Raw genomic sequence first — 17,635 nt, forward strand, 5'->3', positions numbered from 1 at the left:
GATGTTGCCGAAGAGATCTGCAACATTTTTTGATCTTTAACAAAATCACATATGTTCGAGCATATTGAAATGTACCTTGGGGATCCTATTTTGTCTTTAATGGAGCGCTATTTACAGGATGAACGAGAAGAGAAAGTTAACTTAAGCATCGGTTTGTACTATGACCAAGATGGTCAGGTACCCATGTTGGAGACGGTGCGCCAAGCGAAAGAGATTGTGCACAGCAAAGTAGAACAGAAAGCGTTGTATTTGCCGATGAGTGGATCGCCAGCATACTGCGAACAGGTGCAACAGCTTATTTTTCCCATGTTTAGCGAGCTCGAACACGGCAAAAACCGTATTGCTACGATACAGACGCTTGGTGGGTCGGGAGCCTTGAAAGTAGGCGCTGATTTTCTAAAACGGTGGTTTCCTCAGGCATCCGTGAGGGTGAGTGATCCCACATGGGAGAACCATATCACGTTATTTGAAGGAGCCGGTTTTCCGGTCTACAAGTATCCCTATCTAAACGCACAGAATGGGGATGTTCATATAGAAGGGATGCTCTCCAATCTAGATTCGCTGCCACCTCAGACTGTTGTGCTGTTGCATCCCTGCTGCCATAATCCAACCGGTGCAGATCTTACGCCCGTACAATGGGATGCGGTGATTGCGATATTGCAACGCAGGCAACTTATTCCGTTCTTGGACATGGCCTACTATGGCTTGGGTCAAGGGCTAATGGAAGATTTATATGTTGTTAAAGCGCTGTTTGATTCCGGTATACGTTTTTTACTGAGCACCTCCTTTTCCAAAATTTTTTCACTTTACGGCGAGCGCGTGGGGGCTTTATCGGTGGTTTGCACCAATCCGGATGAAGCTAGCCGTGTTTTGGGGCAGCTGAAAGCTACCGTGCGAAGAAACTATTCAAGCCCACCGATGCACGGTGCGTTGCTTGTGCAAACGGTGCTTGGCGACGCCCAACTGCGGGTACAGTGGCTAGGTGAGCTGACATCTATGCGGCAGCGGATGCGTGCGATGCGTGAAAAATTGTATCAGCTGATATTAGAAGGCGGCGGGGCGGCTGCGCGTTACGCTTTTTTGTTGAATCAGCAGGGGATGTTCAGTTATACTAACTTTTCGGCTCGGCAGGTGGATGAGTTGCGACGTGAGTTTGGAATTTATTTGATTGCTAGCGGGCGCATGTGCATTGCTGGACTTAATGACGGAAATGTTCAACGGGTTGCAGACGCCATGTTAGCTGTGGAGCAGGTGTATGATTTGGAATTGGTGTAAATATAGCGATATATCGACAGCTTACTCTTTTACAAAGCTTTACTTGGACTTGATGCATAACAAGTGCAAAGTTTGTAACTTTGCGCTCGATTTGAGGTGGGCGTTCAGCTAAGTATGCAAGAAGCAGATATTTGCGACAGTCTATCAGAAATAATAAACAGAATACATTTGTTGAAGAAAGAATTATCAAAGATAGCACGGGTACTGAAAGCTCTGTTAGCAGAACATGGTGTGGAAGCCATGCGTACAACCTTAACCGGGATGATTCCTGCGGTGGTCATTGCGCTGACGATAGGCTTGGATTATGCAATTCCTTTTGTCATTGGAGCATTGAATGCGTCGATGACTGATTTTCCGGGCTACAGACAGGAAAAATTGCAGGCGGCAGCTTGGGGGATTGTCTCTGCGGTATCGACGAGTCTCTTGATCGGTTTTTGCCTTGGGAATACGCTACTGTTGATTCCCCTTATTGCGTTTCTCGGTGCATTCTTTACCTTGTTTAATGCCTTAGGACCACGTATTGGCATGGTGGGGACAACTTCCTTGTTTCTCATTGCCTTCGTGATGGGTTTGAAACCTGCGCATGTTCCACAATTTGCTGCGTGTGTCGGCGCGGGTACGGCTTGGTTTTATCTGATCAATATCCTTCATACGTCGTTCGATCCGCTTTGGGAGTTGCGGAAGGCTATAGCCAATGGCTATCGAACAACGGCATTATTGCTACGTGTCAAAGCTTCTTGCTACGATGAAACGGTGCCGCTCGATCAGCTGTATCATCGTGTCGCCGCCATCAGCATTAAGTTGGCCGATCAGCAGGAGACCGTCCGACACCTGTTGTTGCGGGAACGACGTCATCTTAGGCGCGAAGGTACAAAGGCATATTCCTTGTGGTTGCGAGCCTATGTGCTGATGGATCTCTACGGTATGGTTACGGCGCTGGATCACGATTATGAACAGATCAGGGAGCGCTTAGCGCCTATCGGCGCACTTGCAACCGTACGGCAACTCGTGTTGTTGATTGCTGACGGCATGGAAATGGCGTCGCATCGGAAGGGAGCATTAGCTGTTGATTTTCAACAATTAGAACAGCGAATTACCGCGATGCTGCAGCAATTGCAAGCACAACAGGATACACAAGAAGGGGAGTCCTCCGCGATGTTGGCCGGTGCTATGGCCAATGCGCGCACCTTTCTAGCTTCGATGGAGCAGCTACGAAACGGGCAAGGTGACGAATTGATGGAAGAGTTTTATGCTCATAGCTTGGATTTATCGGGCTTTCTTCCTCCTCTATCTTCGGGATTGCAGGATCTTGTCAAGCATGTACGCAGCTATTCGCCTCTGTTTATGTTTGCCATCAGGATGTCGGTCTTGTTTCTTCTTGGTGGTTTGCTCGGCGAGCTGCTTTCGGACATGAAGTATACCTATTGGATTCTCATTACGATTATCGTCGTGGCAAGACCCAGTTACCTACTTACGCAACAGCGAAATAAGGAGCGTTTACTGGGCACCCTGGGCGGCGTAGTTCTTGGCCTCTCCATTATCTTCCTTTTTCCAAATACCTATGTGTTGTTGGTGTTGATCAGCATCTTGCTTTTCTCTTTCTTGCTGTTCAATAAAAGGTATTACATGGTTAGTGTCTTTTTTATCACAGCGATGGTCATTGTGGCGTTACATCTGCACGATGACACTTGGACAGATGTGATGCGGAATCGGGTTTTGTTCACCTTATTGGGATGCGGGCTTGCGCTGTTGGGCTGGTTTTTGGTCCCCGTGCGGCACAAAGCCAATTTGGCTCCTTTGGCATTGCGGGCTATGCAAACCCAGTATACTTACTTTGAAGCTGTGAAAGGTTATGTGGCCTCGGGAGTGAAGGGCGAACGCTATGAGATACGCTTGGCTAGAAAGCGAGCCTTTTTGGATTTAACGAAGCTGTCGGATGCCGTTTTACAGTCGCAGCGTGAGCCAGGAAGTGATCGTCAACTTTTAAGCAGAGGATCTTCATTGCATATAGACCTTTACCGTTTACACGCCATGATCTCTGGTTTGTGGATACAACATAATCAGGATGTTTTAAAAGGTGATCATACGGAACTGTTGGAGATGAATAGAACGCAACGTATTCAGAATTTCTTCGATTCCTTGAGCAATCGTTTACAATAATAGTTTTCGTTCTAGTCTGCTATAGAGCAATTCTTGAAAGCAGATGAGCTAAATAATCAAAAAGCGTATCCTCATTACTAAACAATGAGTGTACGCTTTCTTTATGTTTCTGGAAGGCCTTTCTACTTTATGCCTAGCAGTTGGTATATCTTTTTCGCAATCTCGCTGTTGTCGACAAAGCCTTGAAAGTGTTCCGCGCCAGGGCCGTAAGCTGCTAGCGGCACCGGAATACCCGTATGGTCGGTTGTCGCAAAATTGCCCAGCACATGCCCGCTCTTTTGGTTGGCATCCAGCACAACAAGTCCTCCTGTTTCATGATCGGAGGTCACGATCACCAATGTTTCTCCATCTTGATCCGCATAAGCTAACGCTTGCCCCACCAACTTATCGAAGCTGAGGTATTCCGTTACCGTAAATGGCATGGAGTTGCCGTGACCACCGCCGTCAATTTTGGCTTCCTCTACCATTAGGAAAAACCATGTTTGCCGCCGCGTTGCTGCAGGAAATCTACACTTGGCGCAAAGGCATCTTCAATTAGCCGGTAGTCGGTCTTGATTTTTTCTTGCCCAGCACTCAGTTTGTCCCATTCGCGGCTCACCTTATCTTCTGCAAAGACGATCACACGTGGGGCTTTAGTTTTTCGGAGGGCTTCGACACCATCCTTAATCGCAAATCCCTTCCCCTTCAGTTGTTTAATCAAGCTGCTATCCGCCTTGGCGAAAGCTGGATGAAAACCACCGACCACCAAGTCTAATTTACTGTCCAAAAGATCCTGTGCAATACTGTCGGAGAGATCTCGCTCGTTGACATGTGTGTAAAATGCCGATGGTGTTACTCCCGTTACGCGATCATTGGAAAGAATACCGCTAGCCATTTGTATTTCCGCCAGTCGATCGGGGATATTGGTAACGGCAAGGCCTAGCGTGTCGACACCGATATATCGGTTTTTTGTTTTGACGCCAGTGGCTAGCGCGCTGCCGCCGGCAGCAGAGTCGGTATGGTAGTTGTCGGTTGATCCGGTGTACAGATAGCCCGTGTAGGGCATCTGAAGTACATTTAACTGACCTCTGTTGGCAAGTGCCGCCGCCCACAGCTGCGATAGGCCAGCGCCATCGCTGATGAGTAAGATCACGTTTTTCGGTTTTTTCCCGATCGCATATTGACGTGTAGACTGGTAAGGTTTGTAGGGTTGTTGCTCTTGATAGCTAACCTGATCGTAGCTTTGTAGAAATCTAGATACTTCATGAGGTTTGTCGGTATTGATGTAGTCGATGCCGATCTTGATCCATTCATACCAAGCTGTTTTGGTATCGGGCGAAGCCCAAAAGCGTATTTTCTTGCCCAGTTGATGTACGGAATCAACGGCAATACTCACTTTTTCTAGGTCCGCATCGGTCAGTCGACCGAGGCCATTCCATTTTGTAAAAGCAGGAAATGGCGCGCTGAATAGCCCGATGCGTGCCAGCTGCTCCTCGTTGTACACCTCACCTAAATCGCCGTCGAAAAAGAAAATGTCGTCAAAATTCTTAAAGTCGACAGCTTTGGGTTTGCGGCCGCTGATAACTAGTTTTACTGCTTTTGGGTTGTTACGACTATCAAAAAGAGCACGATGGGGCGCTAGTTTTTTTGTTAATACTTGGAGTATTTCCTTGCCGTCAGTTTTTGGGTCGATCAACAATTGTAGTTGACCTTGTTTCGGATAGAGGTAACCATCGCTACTTGTAGCGAAAGCATCGAGGATAGGGGCTAGATACAGTTTATCAAAAGTGCGCGAAGCCGTGATTTCTTGAGGTTCATGGGCGACGTAAAGTTCTCCATCGCGCAAATATAGATCAACCTCAATGGAACCGAAACCTAAGCCATAGGCTTGGGTAAAAGGATTGTTGCGTGTGTAGTCATTATGGGAATGCGCATTGCCGAGATAGGCTTCCGGACGTATTTGAGCGGAAGCTGATAGACTTGAGAGCAGGGTGATACCGAGAGATAGGATACAAATATGGTGTTTCATCGTCATGGAATTATCGATTGGGAATGATGTAAATGCAATGTGCGATGGCAAATATCGATTCTGTAGCATACAAATGTATAGGAATATTGTTAACTGAATATTAGTTATAGGTAAGCTTTGAATGAATAGTTTACAATATTAAAATTATATTTGAATATGTACATTCCCAAACGATTTAATATAACCGAAGAATCCATCAAGATTTCGCTAATGAAGAGTCAGAGTTTTGCCTGTTTGGTGACACAGCATATGGGACGCTCGATGGCTACCCACCTCCCATTCGTCATAGAGGAGCAAGGCGAAAGGCTGTATTTGGTTTCGCATATGGCGAAGGCAAATGAACAATTGGCTCATCTTGACGGAAAGGACTGTATGGTTATTTTTACGGGGCCGCATGCCTACATTTCTGCACAGCATTACGATAAAATTGAGTCGGTGCCTACATGGGACTACGTTGCGGTGCATGCCTATGGAAAGGCAAATGTCATTCATGATCCGATAGACAAGGTTGCAAGTCTAGAGGCGATGATTCAGTCTTATGAACCTGCCTACCAGAAGCAGTGGGAAACATTATCCGCATCGTTTAAAGCAGGTATGTTAAAAGGATTGGAGGCGTTTCGGATAGAGGTTGCCGAGCTACAGGGGCAGGAAAAGCTCAGCCAAAACAAAACGTCGGCAGAGAAAGATCGTATTGTGGGTAGCTTGTCGAATAGCTCCAGTTCGGAAGACAGGGCGCTGGCAGATTATATGCGGGCGTACAAACAACGGGAAGATATATAAACATGATGACGATTCTTAATCGCCGTCATGTTTATCCATATGTAAGTTTTCGTTGCAGAATACATTACTTGCTAGCGCAAACTGATGCGCTTGGGATTCGAAAAAATGCATCATATATCCAGCTGTATTTGGAAAAACAATGAGGTCGCCGACTTGCGGATACGTAGCGAACTGTATTTTTCGTTTCAGCAAGAATTCTTGCTCTAAGCAATATCCACCGACGAGGTAACCGCTTACAGCTTCCTGTTGTTCTGTAGATTGATGGGTGATGTGTATGGGATCCAATAGAAAATCGGCGCTGGAACTTTTCATTTGCGTGCGGTTCATTTCCAAGCCTACCAAGAGATTACCTTCGGTATCTTGCTTCCTAAATACAATACGCGCGACGGTAATGCCGGCCTGATCGAGTAAGGAGCGACCAGGCTCGATACATAAGGTTAAGTTGCGCGCCTGAATCAGTTCGTGAATGGGCTTATCGTAGGGAACAGCTTGGCTCGTTAAAATTTGTTCCAAGAAAATTCCTTTTGCTTGTTCGTTGTGGTATGGGTATACCGTTGGTTCGCCATATAACTGTCCGTTGATGAGTGTCATGCCCAACGGATCATTTTGGTAGGTTAGCGCGCTTCGTTGTCCCAATACCGCCCTTTTTAATTCTTGATGAAACGTGATCCACTCTTCTTTGCGCTCTAGATAGTTAACCAAATAGCCGCCTCCGATGTCTAGCTGTTGGCAAGATATGCCTTCCGCTGCGAGCTTATCTATCAAATCAATACATTGCACTATTGCTGCCGCACGTTGATCGATGGAATAGCCATTCAAATGGAAGTGGAGGCCGTTAAAAGCCAAGAAAGGATGGTCTTTGATCTGTTCGGTTAGAATCCTATAGGCTTCAGTTAAGGAAAATCCAAAACGCGTTGGTATTTTTTCATCTTCCATAAGGAAGCCTCCAACGCGTATACTAATGGTCGCTGGAACCTCGTTTGCGCGGACGATACTGTCCAACGATTCATACTCGTCCATATTGTCGATAATGATGGTCACATGATGTTGGACGGCAAGTTCTAGTAAAGGGATATTTTTTATCGCCGCCGTCAGGATCAAATGGTCGCCGGAAATTCCGGCTTCCAAGCATTGCTGCATCTCCTTCAGACTGGCTGTATCTACACCTTCTCCTGCTGCCGCGGCAACTTTCGCAAAGGTCAAGCATTTATTTGCTTTGCGCGCAAAGTATATTTTATGCTTTAGGCCGTAACGTTCGAAGATCGTTTGATACTCGGCTATGTTTTCTCGGAAGGGCAGTACGCTTTGTATATTGACTGGCGAATTCTCTTGTTTAACGGTTTCCGCTAAAAGATCCTTGTCGTGCAGTAGCTGCTGTATCCATGGATGTAGTATCGGCGTAAGTGAAATATGTTTATCCTTGGCTGTAGCTTTCATGTAGTGCGTTTTTTTGTTTATGTAAGAGCTGTTGAATGATTGATTTGGCCCAAGGTGAAGCGGTATCATTTCTTTTTCGGGATAACGAATCGTTGTCTAAAAGAGTTCCTTCAGTAGCGGTACCATAAAAGAATAAGGGGGTGTCGGACGTAAGAGGCGTAGTAATCGCTTGTCCCGATTTGTGCAACGCAGGCCCACCTGACTGATAGCCATCGTTGTCGAAGGGCTGGATCAGTTTGTTTTTTAGAAGAGCGTTGTGTAGCGCAGAGTTCGCATCTTGCAACTTGCCCCGGGCAATGCGCGCATCGATAAGGTAGTTGACCGCGAGTTGGCTTTGTTGCGTATTTATCATAAACTGCTGCTGTGCATCATCGTATGTAATGGTTTTTAACGGCGCATTTGCAAAGTGTACAATTCCCGCTTTCGCCAGTGCGACAACTTTCTTCATGTTTTCCACAGGTGGTCCAAAACTTGTTCTGCAAAAGGCACTCCATAAATTGTGCTCCAGCATTGCTTGGCTTTTGCCGGTGAGGCCACCATGTGCGTATATCTCACCAATCAGCGGCGTAGCTTCTCTCCACACAGCGGAGGCCGCCAAGATCGGACTGTGCAGTTCCCCGAGTTTAGCTTGCGCGATAGCATCCTCTAAAAAAGAGAGAACGGCATTGTTTTGATCTTTTGCATAGGCAATTTGTGGAAACAGCAAATCTTCTAAGTGGAAAATTTGCGCTTGGTCTAGCGTATGCATGTACTTTGTAACCTCATCTTCATCGCGACTACTTAACAAGGTACTGTAATAGGCAAATTGCGCTTCTTGGCGCAGCAAAGGATATATTTCGGTTTCAAAATCTATTTTTCGCCCTTGATTTGTCTGAGCCAATCCCTTCAAATAACGACTTGTCTGCTCACGCAGCTGATACCTATTTTCACCGTAAATAGGTCCCCGAGGTAGAATAGGGATATTATTTCGGCTACAAGCGTAAATATGAGGCTCTGTGCCTGATGCAATGTATTCGCCATTTTCGTTAAATTGGCCGCCACGTCCTTCCGTTAGTTGCAGAACGACGTCGATGAAGGTGAGTCCCAGTCCGATCACGCCTACTGGTTCATCTGGGGGGATAGCATTCAATTTCTGTACGGGATAGGCACTGTCAAAATAATTGTCGAGCTTAGGCTCTGCATGTATGTTTGCAAGCAGTGATTTGTTATGGTAGCAATGCCCCGTGGCCAATAGCAAATGCTCAACCCTAATGCTCCCCGGTTTATCATCAATCATTATTTCAAAAAGACCTTGATAGGCTATGTCCCGAACGCGGCTCACAACGAACCTTAGGCCGATCGAGGTAGGTCTACTCGCTAAAAGCGCTTTTAATTGATCTTGAAGGTAACAGCCGACAAGCGCGCGTGACGCATAATCTGTCGGGGCTACCTCGGTTTCAATACGCTTGTTTTTCTGAATCCACTGCCTAAGATTAAGCTGTTCAGCAACTGCCGTATTGCAATCTTCCCGATTCCATGCGTCAATGTTTCCGACGCAGTAGTTGATAAGTAGGTAATTCGGTTGGTCAACTTGGTAGTTTGGACCACAGCCAAAATCGGGACTTTCGTTGAACCAATAGACGACTATGGGCTGCTGCAAGGTCTGCGCTTGCACTTGTGCAAAAAGCCGCTCCAGCGCATAGAAGCCTTTTGGCCCGCCACCTACGATACCAAGGTATGTCACCTCGTCCGTATAAGACGGTTGGAATACATCGTTAGATTGCTCTATTAAGTCCTGCAGATTTTTTTTTGCGCCCTTTGCAGCTGCACAGATATGCTCATTCTTCCAAATCATTGCTTATAGTTTTGCTGGAAAATGCTTGTTGACCCAAGCTTCGGAATAAATGCTGTCCAAATAACGTTCCCCGTTATCGGGGATAATGGCGACCACCGTTGCGTCCGCTGCCATTTTGGGGAGATATGTTTCTATCGCTTTGACTACGGCGCCTGAAGATCCACCCGCCAAGATGCTCTCCCGATCGAGTAAATGTCTGCAGCCTCCTATGCAATCCTCATCCGAAACATGCACCACATCGTGTACTTGTTGGATCTTTAGGAAATGCGACTTTCGGCTTGCGCCCATACCCGGTATTAGCCGCGCCTTTGCCTGCTCTTTAAAGATCACACTACCTTCGGCATCTACAGCGATGATCTTAGTGGACGCGCCAAAGGTTTCTACGGCATCGGCAAAACCACGCAGGGTACCACATGTGCTGGTCGGTACAAAAAGGTAGTCGGGCGCCATGCCTAAATCGTTAACAATTTCGGCGAACGTTTGTTGGTGAGCCGCCGGACTATCTAAATTATGGTATTGATCGGGCCAAAAGCTGTTCGGAATTTCGTGCAGCAGTTCGTTGACCTTTTGCAAACGGGTGTTAAGATATCCACCATGTCCATCATGTTGATCTACTTTGATGATTTGTGCCCGAAATGTAGATAGTATTTTTTCTGCCAATGGGTTGATATGCGGATCTGTAACCAAGATCAATGGAAGCCCATAATAATGGCAAATGCGGGCGAGGCCTATGCCCATATTTCCCGAGGTGGATTCAATAAGCACGGTGTCTTTTTTGATTTTCCCTGCGGCAATCGCTTTGCGCACCACATGCAGAGCAGATCGATCTTTTATGCTACCACCGGGATTCAAAAGCTCTAGTTTTCCAAAGATGGCCACGGCAGATTGAGGGAATAGCCTATCAAATTTAACCAAAGGGGTATTCCCTATACAAGACAGTATGTTGTTAGCTTGTTGTTTGCGTTGCGTTAATTGCATATGTTGTGTTCTAGTGCGTGCTATGCGTATTTTGCGAAGTAACCTCAACATCTTTTACATTGGAAATTGCTCAATGCTTGATGTTTTATTTATTTTCTCGCTAAATTTGTCGCTATTGTAGAACATCATCTGCGGCCAATAGTTCAAGGCCAGTCCCTATTAATATTTTCTGAAAACTTTACGTTCCCGCTTAATGAGTAGTACTATGCAATATTATGTGATTACCGGTGGTCCCGGTGTTGGAAAAACAACCCTAATTGAAGGATTAGAATCTTATGGATTCGAAACTGTAGCCGAAGATGCTCGAGCGTTGATAAAAAGCGAGATGCAAAAAAATGGAAATGCCCTACCTTGGGCAGACAAGCGGGGCTATGCTATTCGTATGTTGGAAGCGAGTATCCGTAGTTACAAGAATGCGGGACCTACAACCGCAAATAAAGCGGTTTTTTTTGATCGAAGTGTTGTTGATGCGTTGGGCTATGCTACGATGGAAGAGATTTCGTTGCCGGCTGCCTTAATAACGGCGGCTAAGGAGTGTCGATACCACAAGCAGGTTTTTATTTTGCCTCCATGGGCAGAAATCTATCAGACGGATACGGAGCGTAAACAGCATTGGTCAGAGGCCTTGCACACATTCGACTGCTTGAAAGAAGCCTATCTCCAGCTCGGCTACGAGCTGATCGAAGTGCCCAAAGGAACACTGGAAGAGCGTTGTCGATTTGTGCTCGAGCAGATTGTAACCTAAGGGAAACTAGATTGTCTCCTGAACGGGCTGATGTACCGTTGCTAGATCTTCTTTGGCGGCGATGTAACGTTCGGCCTCTAGTGCAGCCATGCAGCCTGTGCCAGCGGCGGTGATAGCTTGCCTAAATTGATGATCCTGCACGTCGCCGCATGCAAATACACCGGGTATGTTGGTCTTGGTAGAATTTGCTTGGGTAATGAGATATCCAGCGCTATCCATGTCCAGTTGATCACTGAACAAAGCGGTGTTGGGTTGGTGTCCTATGGCGACAAAAAAGCCAGTCACGGCCAAAGTTCTGCCTTCTTCTTCTTTCTCCCTGTCGAAGGTACGAAGTCCTGTAACTCCAGTTTGATCGCCTATGATTTCTAGCGTTTCCGTGTTAAAGAGCACCTCTATGTTCGTTGTTTTCATGACGCGATTTACCATGGCCTTGGAGGCGCGGAACTCGTCACGGCGGACCAACATATATACCTTGCGGCAAAGCTTAGCCAAATAGGTTGCCTCTTCCGCTGCGGTATCACCCGCGCCAACAATGGCCACATCTTGTCCTTTGAAGAAGAAACCATCACATACGGCACATGCCGATACACCAAAACCGTTAAATTTTTCCTCCGACGGTAAGCCTAGCCATTTTGCGGTGGCTCCAGTAGCAATGATCACCGTATCGGCGGTGAAGGTTTTGGTTCCATCGATCTCCACTTGGTGCACGCCACCCTCCTTCGAAAACAAGACCTTAGTGACATAACCAAAACGAACATCCGTACCGAAACGTTCGGCCTGCAATTTCAGATCTTCCATCAACAGCGGGCCGGTAATACCCGTTGGATATCCTGGGAAGTTGTCCACTTCGGTCGTCTGAGTTAGCTGTCCGCCAGGAACGATACCTGTATACATGACAGGATTAAGGTCGGCACGCGCTGCATAAATTGCGGCCGTGTAGCCCGCAGGCCCCGATCCAATAATAAGGCATTTGATGTGTCCCACGTATTCGTTATATGTCATGGCGAATGTATTGCTTACTCGTTCTTGTTTTTGCAAAACTAATGTATGTGAACTTCTGACTTATGTATTTTTTGAACTTTCGAATATTTAATGGATTAGTGGAATATATGAAACTGAGTATCTGATAAATTTATTGTTAAATGTATCATATTTTGTTTTTTTTACGGAAATAGGATGCTTGTGTTGTGGATAATATGTTTTGTAGCAAGATTTGTAAAAATATATTTAGCCTTTACATCGATTTGTTTAACGATAGATGAGTGGGTTAGGTATCAGCCTGTATCAAAAACAAAAAAAAATAAAAATATGAAAAAACTAGGTTTATCCATCGTGTTGCTGTTGATGCTTGTAACAGCAGGTACCGCGCAGATTTATAATCCGGTAAAATGGTCTGTTGCATCGAAAAAGCTGAGCAGCAAAGAAGCTGTCGTTTTTATTAAAGCTACTATCCAGGAGGGCTGGCACATTTATGGGCTTGACGTTCCCGAAGGAGGCCCAATAGCTACTACTTTTACTTTTAGTCCTTCGAAAGAATATACATTAAATGGCAAAGTTGCGGCTCCTGCGCCCAAAAGCAAATATGAAAAGGATTTTAAGATGAATGTACCTTACTATCCAAACGAAGTGACCTTTCAGCAGAAAGTCAAATTGGTTAAGGGGCAAACGACTGTAAAAGGAACGGTAGAATTTATGGCTTGTGATAAATCACAGTGTCTGCCGCCCGATGAATACAATTTTAATGTAGCCATTAAATAAAGATATATACATTCGGCGGCTTGAGGTTGCCGTATGGGGGAAAGCTGATCCTTTCCAAAAGAAAATACCATACTAAGGTATTGTTGTTTAGTTAGTAAAAATAAGGCTGCCTCGCCCGAGTGCAGCCTGTTTCATTTATGGGAAATTTTTTTTTGACCAATGTCGATCTCTGTATATTTTTTTATATCTTCGGGAAGTACAATTTCGTTATGAACAGAAAAAAAGTTTTGTCCCCTCCTGTAGTATAAACGTTTCTTACCATCTGTAAGAGATATAAGGATAGCGAATCCGCTATCCCAGAAAGTCTATTATTAAATTTTATTACAGAAGTTCCCGCTTTGAACAGGGGATAAATACATTTTTATGAAAAAGTCATATCTGCTTTTGCATATTGCCATATTGTTAGCTGGTTTCACCGGTGTTTTTGGAAAGTTGATCACGTTGAATGAAGGAATGTTGGTTTGGTATCGCGTTCTTTTCTCCAGTATCATGCTCTTCTTTCTCGTCAAAGGATTAAGAATTCGGGAAGTCCCAGATATCAAAACGCGCTTTGATATCGGTAAAGTAGGTTTGTTTATTACCATACACTGGGTGTTTTTCTATGCAAGTATCAAGTACGCTAATATTTCCGTCGGTGTAGTATGCTACTGCTTGACGAGTTTCTTCACCGCTATATTCAAACCAGTGATCGATCGCAGCAGATTCCGTTTGTCCGAGCTGCTTTTAAGTTCAATGACACTCGCCGGCATATTGCTCATCTTCCATTTCGATGCTTCTTATCAAATTGGTATCGTCTGTGGTGTGATATCTTCCGCCTTTGCGGCGCTTTACACGATCTTTAATGAACGACTGGTCACGAAATACGATAGCCGGTTGATCAATTACTATCAGATGTCTACAGGGACCATCGGCCTAGGGCTTTTTATGCCTCTCTACTTGTACTACTTTCCGGTAGAAAATCTCCTGCCAAGTGCTATGGATACCTTTTATTTGCTGTTGTTGGCACTCTTTTGCACCGTTGGCCTCTACGTTATTTTTGCGGATGTGCTGAAGAAAATATCGGCATTTACGGTTAATCTAACCTTCAACCTTGAGCCTCTGTACGCCATCATCTTAGCATTTCTTTTCTTCGATGAAAGTAAAGCCGTGAATTTTTCCTTTTACCTCGGGCTCGGTTTTGTCTTGGCTTCCGTGGTCTTACAAATGTATTTTTCATCGAAAGAGAAAAAGACACCTGCGTTGGAACCTACCGCTTTGCAGTAAGTAGTCAAACCGCAGTACTAGGCTGTCTCTTATTTTTCCTGAATACAAACATAAGAGACAGCCTAGTACATGTTGTGCATGTCAGTCTAGAATTTGATCTTTCTAAAAACAAATTGGGGATGGCAGCGTGCATGGGATAACCCCTAATTTACATGGCTATGAAAGCAAGAATAAATTTTATCACATTGGCGGATCGGTGATTCGGCGATAGAAAAATCATGCTGCGGACAAGCTTTTAATTTCCGCTGTCGGACCGTAATTAAATTATTGACTATATTATTACAATAGTCAAAAAGTTAATTCAATTCGCTTTGCTAATTTTGGCGCATGTTACGTCCAACACTATTATCACTATTTGAAATTCTATTTTTGATTTTTACGGCCACGTTGGTGGCCTCTGGGGTTATAATTGCCAACATTAATACGGGTTGGTTTGAAGATGTTTATGCTGTCGAAGATGGATTTGTAGAAAACTGGACGTTGGTTCCGCTGCTCATAGCCTGTGGATATGCGCTGTATAAGATCTACACGTTGGGAAGCTACCGAAACTGGCGTTTTAAGCTGCTGATGGTATTGATTGCCTTATTTTCTTTCTTTGTGGCAGGAGAGGAGATCAGTTGGGGGCAACGGATCTTTCAGATCGAGAGCTCGGACTTTTTTAAACAGCACAACACACAGGCTGAAACCAATTTGCACAACATGGTTATTGGCGATAAAAAAGTTAATAAGGTGGTGTTCTCCCAATTGCTGACAGTCGGTGTCGCCGCTTACCTGTTGATATTACCGCTTTTGTACCGCAAGCATGCAACCACGCGACATTATGTGGATCTATATGGCTTGCCTATCGCGCAAAACTATCAGATTGTGGCCTGTATTGCACTTTTTGCGTCGATATCGCTTATTCCCTCTGGAAAAAATGCGGAGATTTTGGAGGCAGGTATTGCTACGCTGTTTCTGTTAATATTCCTCTTTCCTTTTAATGCGCGAACTTTTCAGCAGACAAATGCCGTCGACTATAGTAATCATCATGGTTAGAGGCAGGATAAGCGAGTTCCTCGTTAAGCTAATAGCATCTGTTGTTATTCTTTTACGGCTGAGGGGGAACAACTGGGCTTCAAGTGGGATCTTTTTTGACGAAGGAATACGTATTTGATTAACAACATAAGCTTTGTTTTTCTTTGTATAAGAATTCCTGCAATAGCTAGCAAATTTCAATGATAAATGGTACAATTTGTGCTATTGCTGTAGCCGTGCTACACGCATAACGAAATATGCTCCATTGTTACTGGTTTTCAAAAATTCATAAGATTCTGTTTGTCTTGATCGGCATATGCTGTATGTGTCATGGTGATCTGTTTGCGCAACGTCCCGTAAACGAGATTGAAGTGACTAAGTTTTCGGTCGATACAAGTAAGCAGCTCGATTTAATCGACTTGGGAAAATGCCTGTTTGAAATCAAACCGCCCGCTGCAGTGGATAGCACAGGCCAGAAAATCTATTTCTCCATTCTTCCCTTTTCACAGAATGTACCGGGTGGTGGCCACGCGCTGATCACATCGACTACTGCGGGCTTTTACCTCGGCGACCGTAAGACTACCTATATCTCACGAATTAACTTCACGCCATACACCAATTTCGGCAAGCGTATCGGTATTCCTATTCGGTCTTATATTTGGTTGAAGGAAAACACCTGGGTGATTGATGGTGATATACGTCTGTTAAAGTATCCGCATGAAACATGGGGGCTAGGGCGCGAGCATCGTGCCGATGAAAAGATCATGCTAGACTATACCTACCTGCGCTTTTACCAACATGCGTTGAAGCGCATTAAAGGCGGATTTTTTATGGGTCTTGGCTACGATTTAGACTACCGCATGGGTCTGCGCAGTGAAAGCGAAACTTCCTTGGCTGATTTTACCTCCTATCCTTATGGAACGGAAAACAATGACTCCTATATCTCCTCCGGTCTAAGTGTCAACATGATCTACGATACGCGGGCAAACTCCATCAATGCTTGGGATGGTAATTATGCAAATCTCCAATTTCGGGTCAACCCCGAATTTATGGGGAGCACCCAATCTTGGCAATCGCTGTTCGTGGAGATGCGTCGATACCATCGGCTGACGGACAACCCTAACCGGCAGAATATGATTGCCGTGCGCAATTTCTTTTGGTCCGTTTTCGGCAGTAGAGCTCCTTACATGGAACTTCCAAATCTCGGTTGGGATCCCTACAACAGCTCGGGGAGGGGACTGCCATTGAGCAGGTATCGGGGAAAGTCGCTTTACTATATGGAGGGTGAATATCGGCGGGATATCACAGCGAATGGCTTTTTGGGATTTGTTGTTTTTACCAATATGACGACGGTTAGTGGTCCAGGGAGCAAGCTGTTCCTGAATTGGAACATCGGTGCGGGGGCGGGCGCCCGGATCAAATTTAACAAGAAGTCGGGCACGAATATCGCAATTGATTACGGCTTCAGTAAGCATCATCGGGGTGTTCACCTGTCTTTGGGAGAAGTCTTCTAGCGTCCAATCGATTATCGTTTAGTTCACGGATATCGGTTCTTGGCTATCTGCTAATTTTACAGCAAGCTTACGTATCTTTTGAAACGTTTAATTACTAAACATTCTTACATTTGCTTTATGGCTACATTCGTCTAACTAACAGAAGCGGGCTATATTGCAAAGACATGCCAAATACAATTGATGCATATTGGGTTGATTTTCTCGCAGGAGAACGATCTGCTTTTGAGCAGATCTATAGAAACCTTTTGCCTCATCTGTATGAATATGGTATGCGTCGTACAGCCGACGAAACGCTAGTTAAGGACGCTATCCAAGATATCTTCGTCAAATTGTGGGAAGGTCGGGAAAAATTGAAAACTGTCAGTAGTCCAAAACATTATCTGTTGGTTGCCCTTAAGAATAGCCTCTTAAATGCACAACTTCGCGACGGTAAGCTTGCTCCGATCAGTGAGAAGGAAGAGTTTGCCCTACACTTTAATTTGGAAAGCCAAATAATAAAGACCGAAGATGATCGTATCAAGGCGGCCAAGCTCGCACGTGCACTGGAACAACTTACACCTAAACAGCGCGAGGTCATCTATCTTCGTTATTTCGAGGAGCTGAGCTATGAAGAGATTCATGTACTCACGAATATTTCCGTAAAAAGCTTATATAAATTAAATCATCGTGCTATCGAAACGCTGAAGGATTTTTTGGCGATGCCGAAGGGCGATGTTATCCTATTGTTATCCCTCTTGCGATTTTTATTTTCATAATATTTTCACTTTATCTTTTGTTCTTTTTTGCTCGTTAGCGTGCTATTTTAAATTTTTTTTAAAAAAAGTTTAAATCTCATGGGATAAAATGAATCATTCGTTTGTCTTACACTT

The 17,635-nt window shown here is 44.9% G+C and carries 15 protein-coding genes; 9 read left to right on the forward strand and 6 right to left on the reverse strand.

Features of this window, described 5'->3' with window-relative positions; all coding sequences use genetic code 11:
• The first annotated feature begins 51 nt into the window (after positions 1 to 51).
• Positions 52 to 1,275, forward strand: a complete 1,224-nt coding sequence (locus tag SCB77_RS16510; RefSeq protein ID WP_320183101.1) for an amino acid aminotransferase — start codon at positions 52 to 54, stop codon at positions 1,273 to 1,275.
• A 168-nt stretch (positions 1,276 to 1,443) separates the two neighbouring features.
• Entirely contained in the window at positions 1,444 to 3,435 is a 1,992-nt protein-coding gene (locus tag SCB77_RS16515; protein ID WP_320183102.1) for an FUSC family protein, read from the forward strand.
• A gap of 122 nt (positions 3,436 to 3,557) precedes the next feature.
• Here the strand turns inward: SCB77_RS16515 and SCB77_RS16520 are convergent, their stop codons facing one another.
• Together SCB77_RS16520 and SCB77_RS16525 are read right to left on the reverse strand one after the other, a co-directional pair.
• Positions 3,558 to 3,902, reverse strand: coding sequence for an alkaline phosphatase (locus tag SCB77_RS16520; protein WP_320183103.1), 345 nt, complete (start codon positions 3,900 to 3,902; stop codon positions 3,558 to 3,560).
• Positions 3,902 to 5,443: an alkaline phosphatase gene (locus tag SCB77_RS16525; RefSeq protein ID WP_320183104.1), complete on the reverse strand. Its 1,542-nt coding sequence runs from the start codon at positions 5,441 to 5,443 to the stop codon at positions 3,902 to 3,904. The genes SCB77_RS16520 and SCB77_RS16525 overlap by 1 nt, the downstream gene beginning before the upstream one ends.
• 156 nt (positions 5,444 to 5,599) lie before the next feature.
• Here SCB77_RS16525 and SCB77_RS16530 point away from each other — a divergent pair, with 156 nt between their 5' ends.
• Positions 5,600 to 6,223 (forward strand): FMN-binding negative transcriptional regulator, encoded by a 624-nt coding sequence (locus SCB77_RS16530; RefSeq protein WP_320183105.1) that lies wholly within the window; start codon positions 5,600 to 5,602, stop codon positions 6,221 to 6,223.
• Between the two features lie 15 nt (positions 6,224 to 6,238).
• Here the strand turns inward: SCB77_RS16530 and SCB77_RS16535 are convergent, their stop codons facing one another.
• The 3 genes from SCB77_RS16535 to sbnA are packed head-to-tail and all read right to left on the reverse strand — an operon-like array spanning position 6,239 to position 10,472.
• The gene (locus SCB77_RS16535) at positions 6,239 to 7,660 is read right to left on the reverse strand and encodes a Y4yA family PLP-dependent enzyme (protein ID WP_320183106.1); all 1,422 of its coding nucleotides are present in this window, start codon (positions 7,658 to 7,660) and stop codon (positions 6,239 to 6,241) included.
• Positions 7,638 to 9,494 carry an FAD/NAD(P)-binding protein gene (locus SCB77_RS16540; RefSeq protein WP_320183107.1) on the reverse strand — a complete coding sequence of 619 codons (1,857 nt, stop codon included), beginning with the start codon at positions 9,492 to 9,494 and terminating at the stop codon, positions 7,638 to 7,640. The genes SCB77_RS16535 and SCB77_RS16540 overlap by 23 nt, the downstream gene beginning before the upstream one ends.
• A gap of 3 nt (positions 9,495 to 9,497) precedes the next feature.
• The gene (sbnA, locus tag SCB77_RS16545) at positions 9,498 to 10,472 is read right to left on the reverse strand and encodes a 2,3-diaminopropionate biosynthesis protein SbnA (protein WP_320183108.1); all 975 of its coding nucleotides are present in this window, start codon (positions 10,470 to 10,472) and stop codon (positions 9,498 to 9,500) included.
• Positions 10,473 to 10,665: 193 nt separating this feature from the next.
• Between sbnA and SCB77_RS16550 the strand changes: the two genes are divergently transcribed.
• Positions 10,666 to 11,217: an AAA family ATPase gene (locus tag SCB77_RS16550; RefSeq protein WP_320183109.1), complete on the forward strand. Its 552-nt coding sequence runs from the start codon at positions 10,666 to 10,668 to the stop codon at positions 11,215 to 11,217.
• A 6-nt stretch (positions 11,218 to 11,223) separates the two neighbouring features.
• Here SCB77_RS16550 and trxB read toward each other — a convergent pair whose 3' ends face one another.
• Positions 11,224 to 12,219, reverse strand: coding sequence for a thioredoxin-disulfide reductase (gene trxB / locus SCB77_RS16555; protein ID WP_320183110.1), 996 nt, complete (start codon positions 12,217 to 12,219; stop codon positions 11,224 to 11,226).
• Positions 12,220 to 12,399: 180 nt separating this feature from the next.
• Here trxB and SCB77_RS16560 point away from each other — a divergent pair, with 180 nt between their 5' ends.
• From SCB77_RS16560 to SCB77_RS16580, 5 genes are all read left to right on the forward strand, one after another.
• Entirely contained in the window at positions 12,400 to 12,975 is a 576-nt protein-coding gene (locus SCB77_RS16560) for a protein-disulfide reductase DsbD domain-containing protein (RefSeq protein WP_320183111.1), read from the forward strand.
• 363 nt (positions 12,976 to 13,338) lie between these two features.
• On the forward strand, positions 13,339 to 14,238 hold the full coding sequence (locus SCB77_RS16565) for a DMT family transporter (protein ID WP_320183112.1): 900 nt from the start codon (positions 13,339 to 13,341) through the stop codon (positions 14,236 to 14,238).
• 327 nt (positions 14,239 to 14,565) lie between these two features.
• Positions 14,566 to 15,273 (forward strand): hypothetical protein, encoded by a 708-nt coding sequence (locus tag SCB77_RS16570; protein WP_320183113.1) that lies wholly within the window; start codon positions 14,566 to 14,568, stop codon positions 15,271 to 15,273.
• Positions 15,274 to 15,575: 302 nt separating this feature from the next.
• Entirely contained in the window at positions 15,576 to 16,766 is a 1,191-nt protein-coding gene (locus SCB77_RS16575; protein ID WP_320183114.1) for a BamA/TamA family outer membrane protein, read from the forward strand.
• A gap of 164 nt (positions 16,767 to 16,930) precedes the next feature.
• Complete coding sequence (locus SCB77_RS16580) at positions 16,931 to 17,521, forward strand: RNA polymerase sigma factor (RefSeq protein ID WP_320183115.1); 591 nt, start codon at positions 16,931 to 16,933, stop codon at positions 17,519 to 17,521.
• The last annotated feature ends 114 nt before the right edge of the window (positions 17,522 to 17,635 follow it).

This window comes from Sphingobacterium bambusae (assembly GCF_033955345.1).
Lineage (GTDB): Bacteria > Bacteroidota > Bacteroidia > Sphingobacteriales > Sphingobacteriaceae > Sphingobacterium > Sphingobacterium bambusae.

Excerpts from the sequence above, each read along its gene's own strand:
- SCB77_RS16510 (WP_320183101.1), top strand. The coding sequence starts at position 52 with ATGTTCGAGCATATTGAAATGTACCTTGGGGATCCTATTTTGTCTTTA.
- SCB77_RS16520 (WP_320183103.1), bottom strand. The coding sequence starts at position 3,902 with ATGGTAGAGGAAGCCAAAATTGACGGCGGTGGTCACGGCAACTCCATG.
- SCB77_RS16525 (WP_320183104.1), bottom strand. The coding sequence starts at position 5,443 with ATGAAACACCATATTTGTATCCTATCTCTCGGTATCACCCTGCTCTCA.
- SCB77_RS16530 (WP_320183105.1), top strand. The coding sequence starts at position 5,600 with ATGTACATTCCCAAACGATTTAATATAACCGAAGAATCCATCAAGATT.
- SCB77_RS16535 (WP_320183106.1), bottom strand. The coding sequence starts at position 7,660 with ATGAAAGCTACAGCCAAGGATAAACATATTTCACTTACGCCGATACTA.
- SCB77_RS16540 (WP_320183107.1), bottom strand. The coding sequence starts at position 9,494 with ATGATTTGGAAGAATGAGCATATCTGTGCAGCTGCAAAGGGCGCAAAA.
- sbnA (WP_320183108.1), bottom strand. The coding sequence starts at position 10,472 with ATGCAATTAACGCAACGCAAACAACAAGCTAACAACATACTGTCTTGT.
- SCB77_RS16550 (WP_320183109.1), top strand. The coding sequence starts at position 10,666 with ATGAGTAGTACTATGCAATATTATGTGATTACCGGTGGTCCCGGTGTT.
- trxB (WP_320183110.1), bottom strand. The coding sequence starts at position 12,219 with ATGACATATAACGAATACGTGGGACACATCAAATGCCTTATTATTGGA.
- SCB77_RS16565 (WP_320183112.1), top strand. The coding sequence starts at position 13,339 with ATGAAAAAGTCATATCTGCTTTTGCATATTGCCATATTGTTAGCTGGT.
- SCB77_RS16570 (WP_320183113.1), top strand. The coding sequence starts at position 14,566 with ATGTTACGTCCAACACTATTATCACTATTTGAAATTCTATTTTTGATT.
- SCB77_RS16575 (WP_320183114.1), top strand. The coding sequence starts at position 15,576 with ATGTGTCATGGTGATCTGTTTGCGCAACGTCCCGTAAACGAGATTGAA.
- SCB77_RS16580 (WP_320183115.1), top strand. The coding sequence starts at position 16,931 with ATGCCAAATACAATTGATGCATATTGGGTTGATTTTCTCGCAGGAGAA.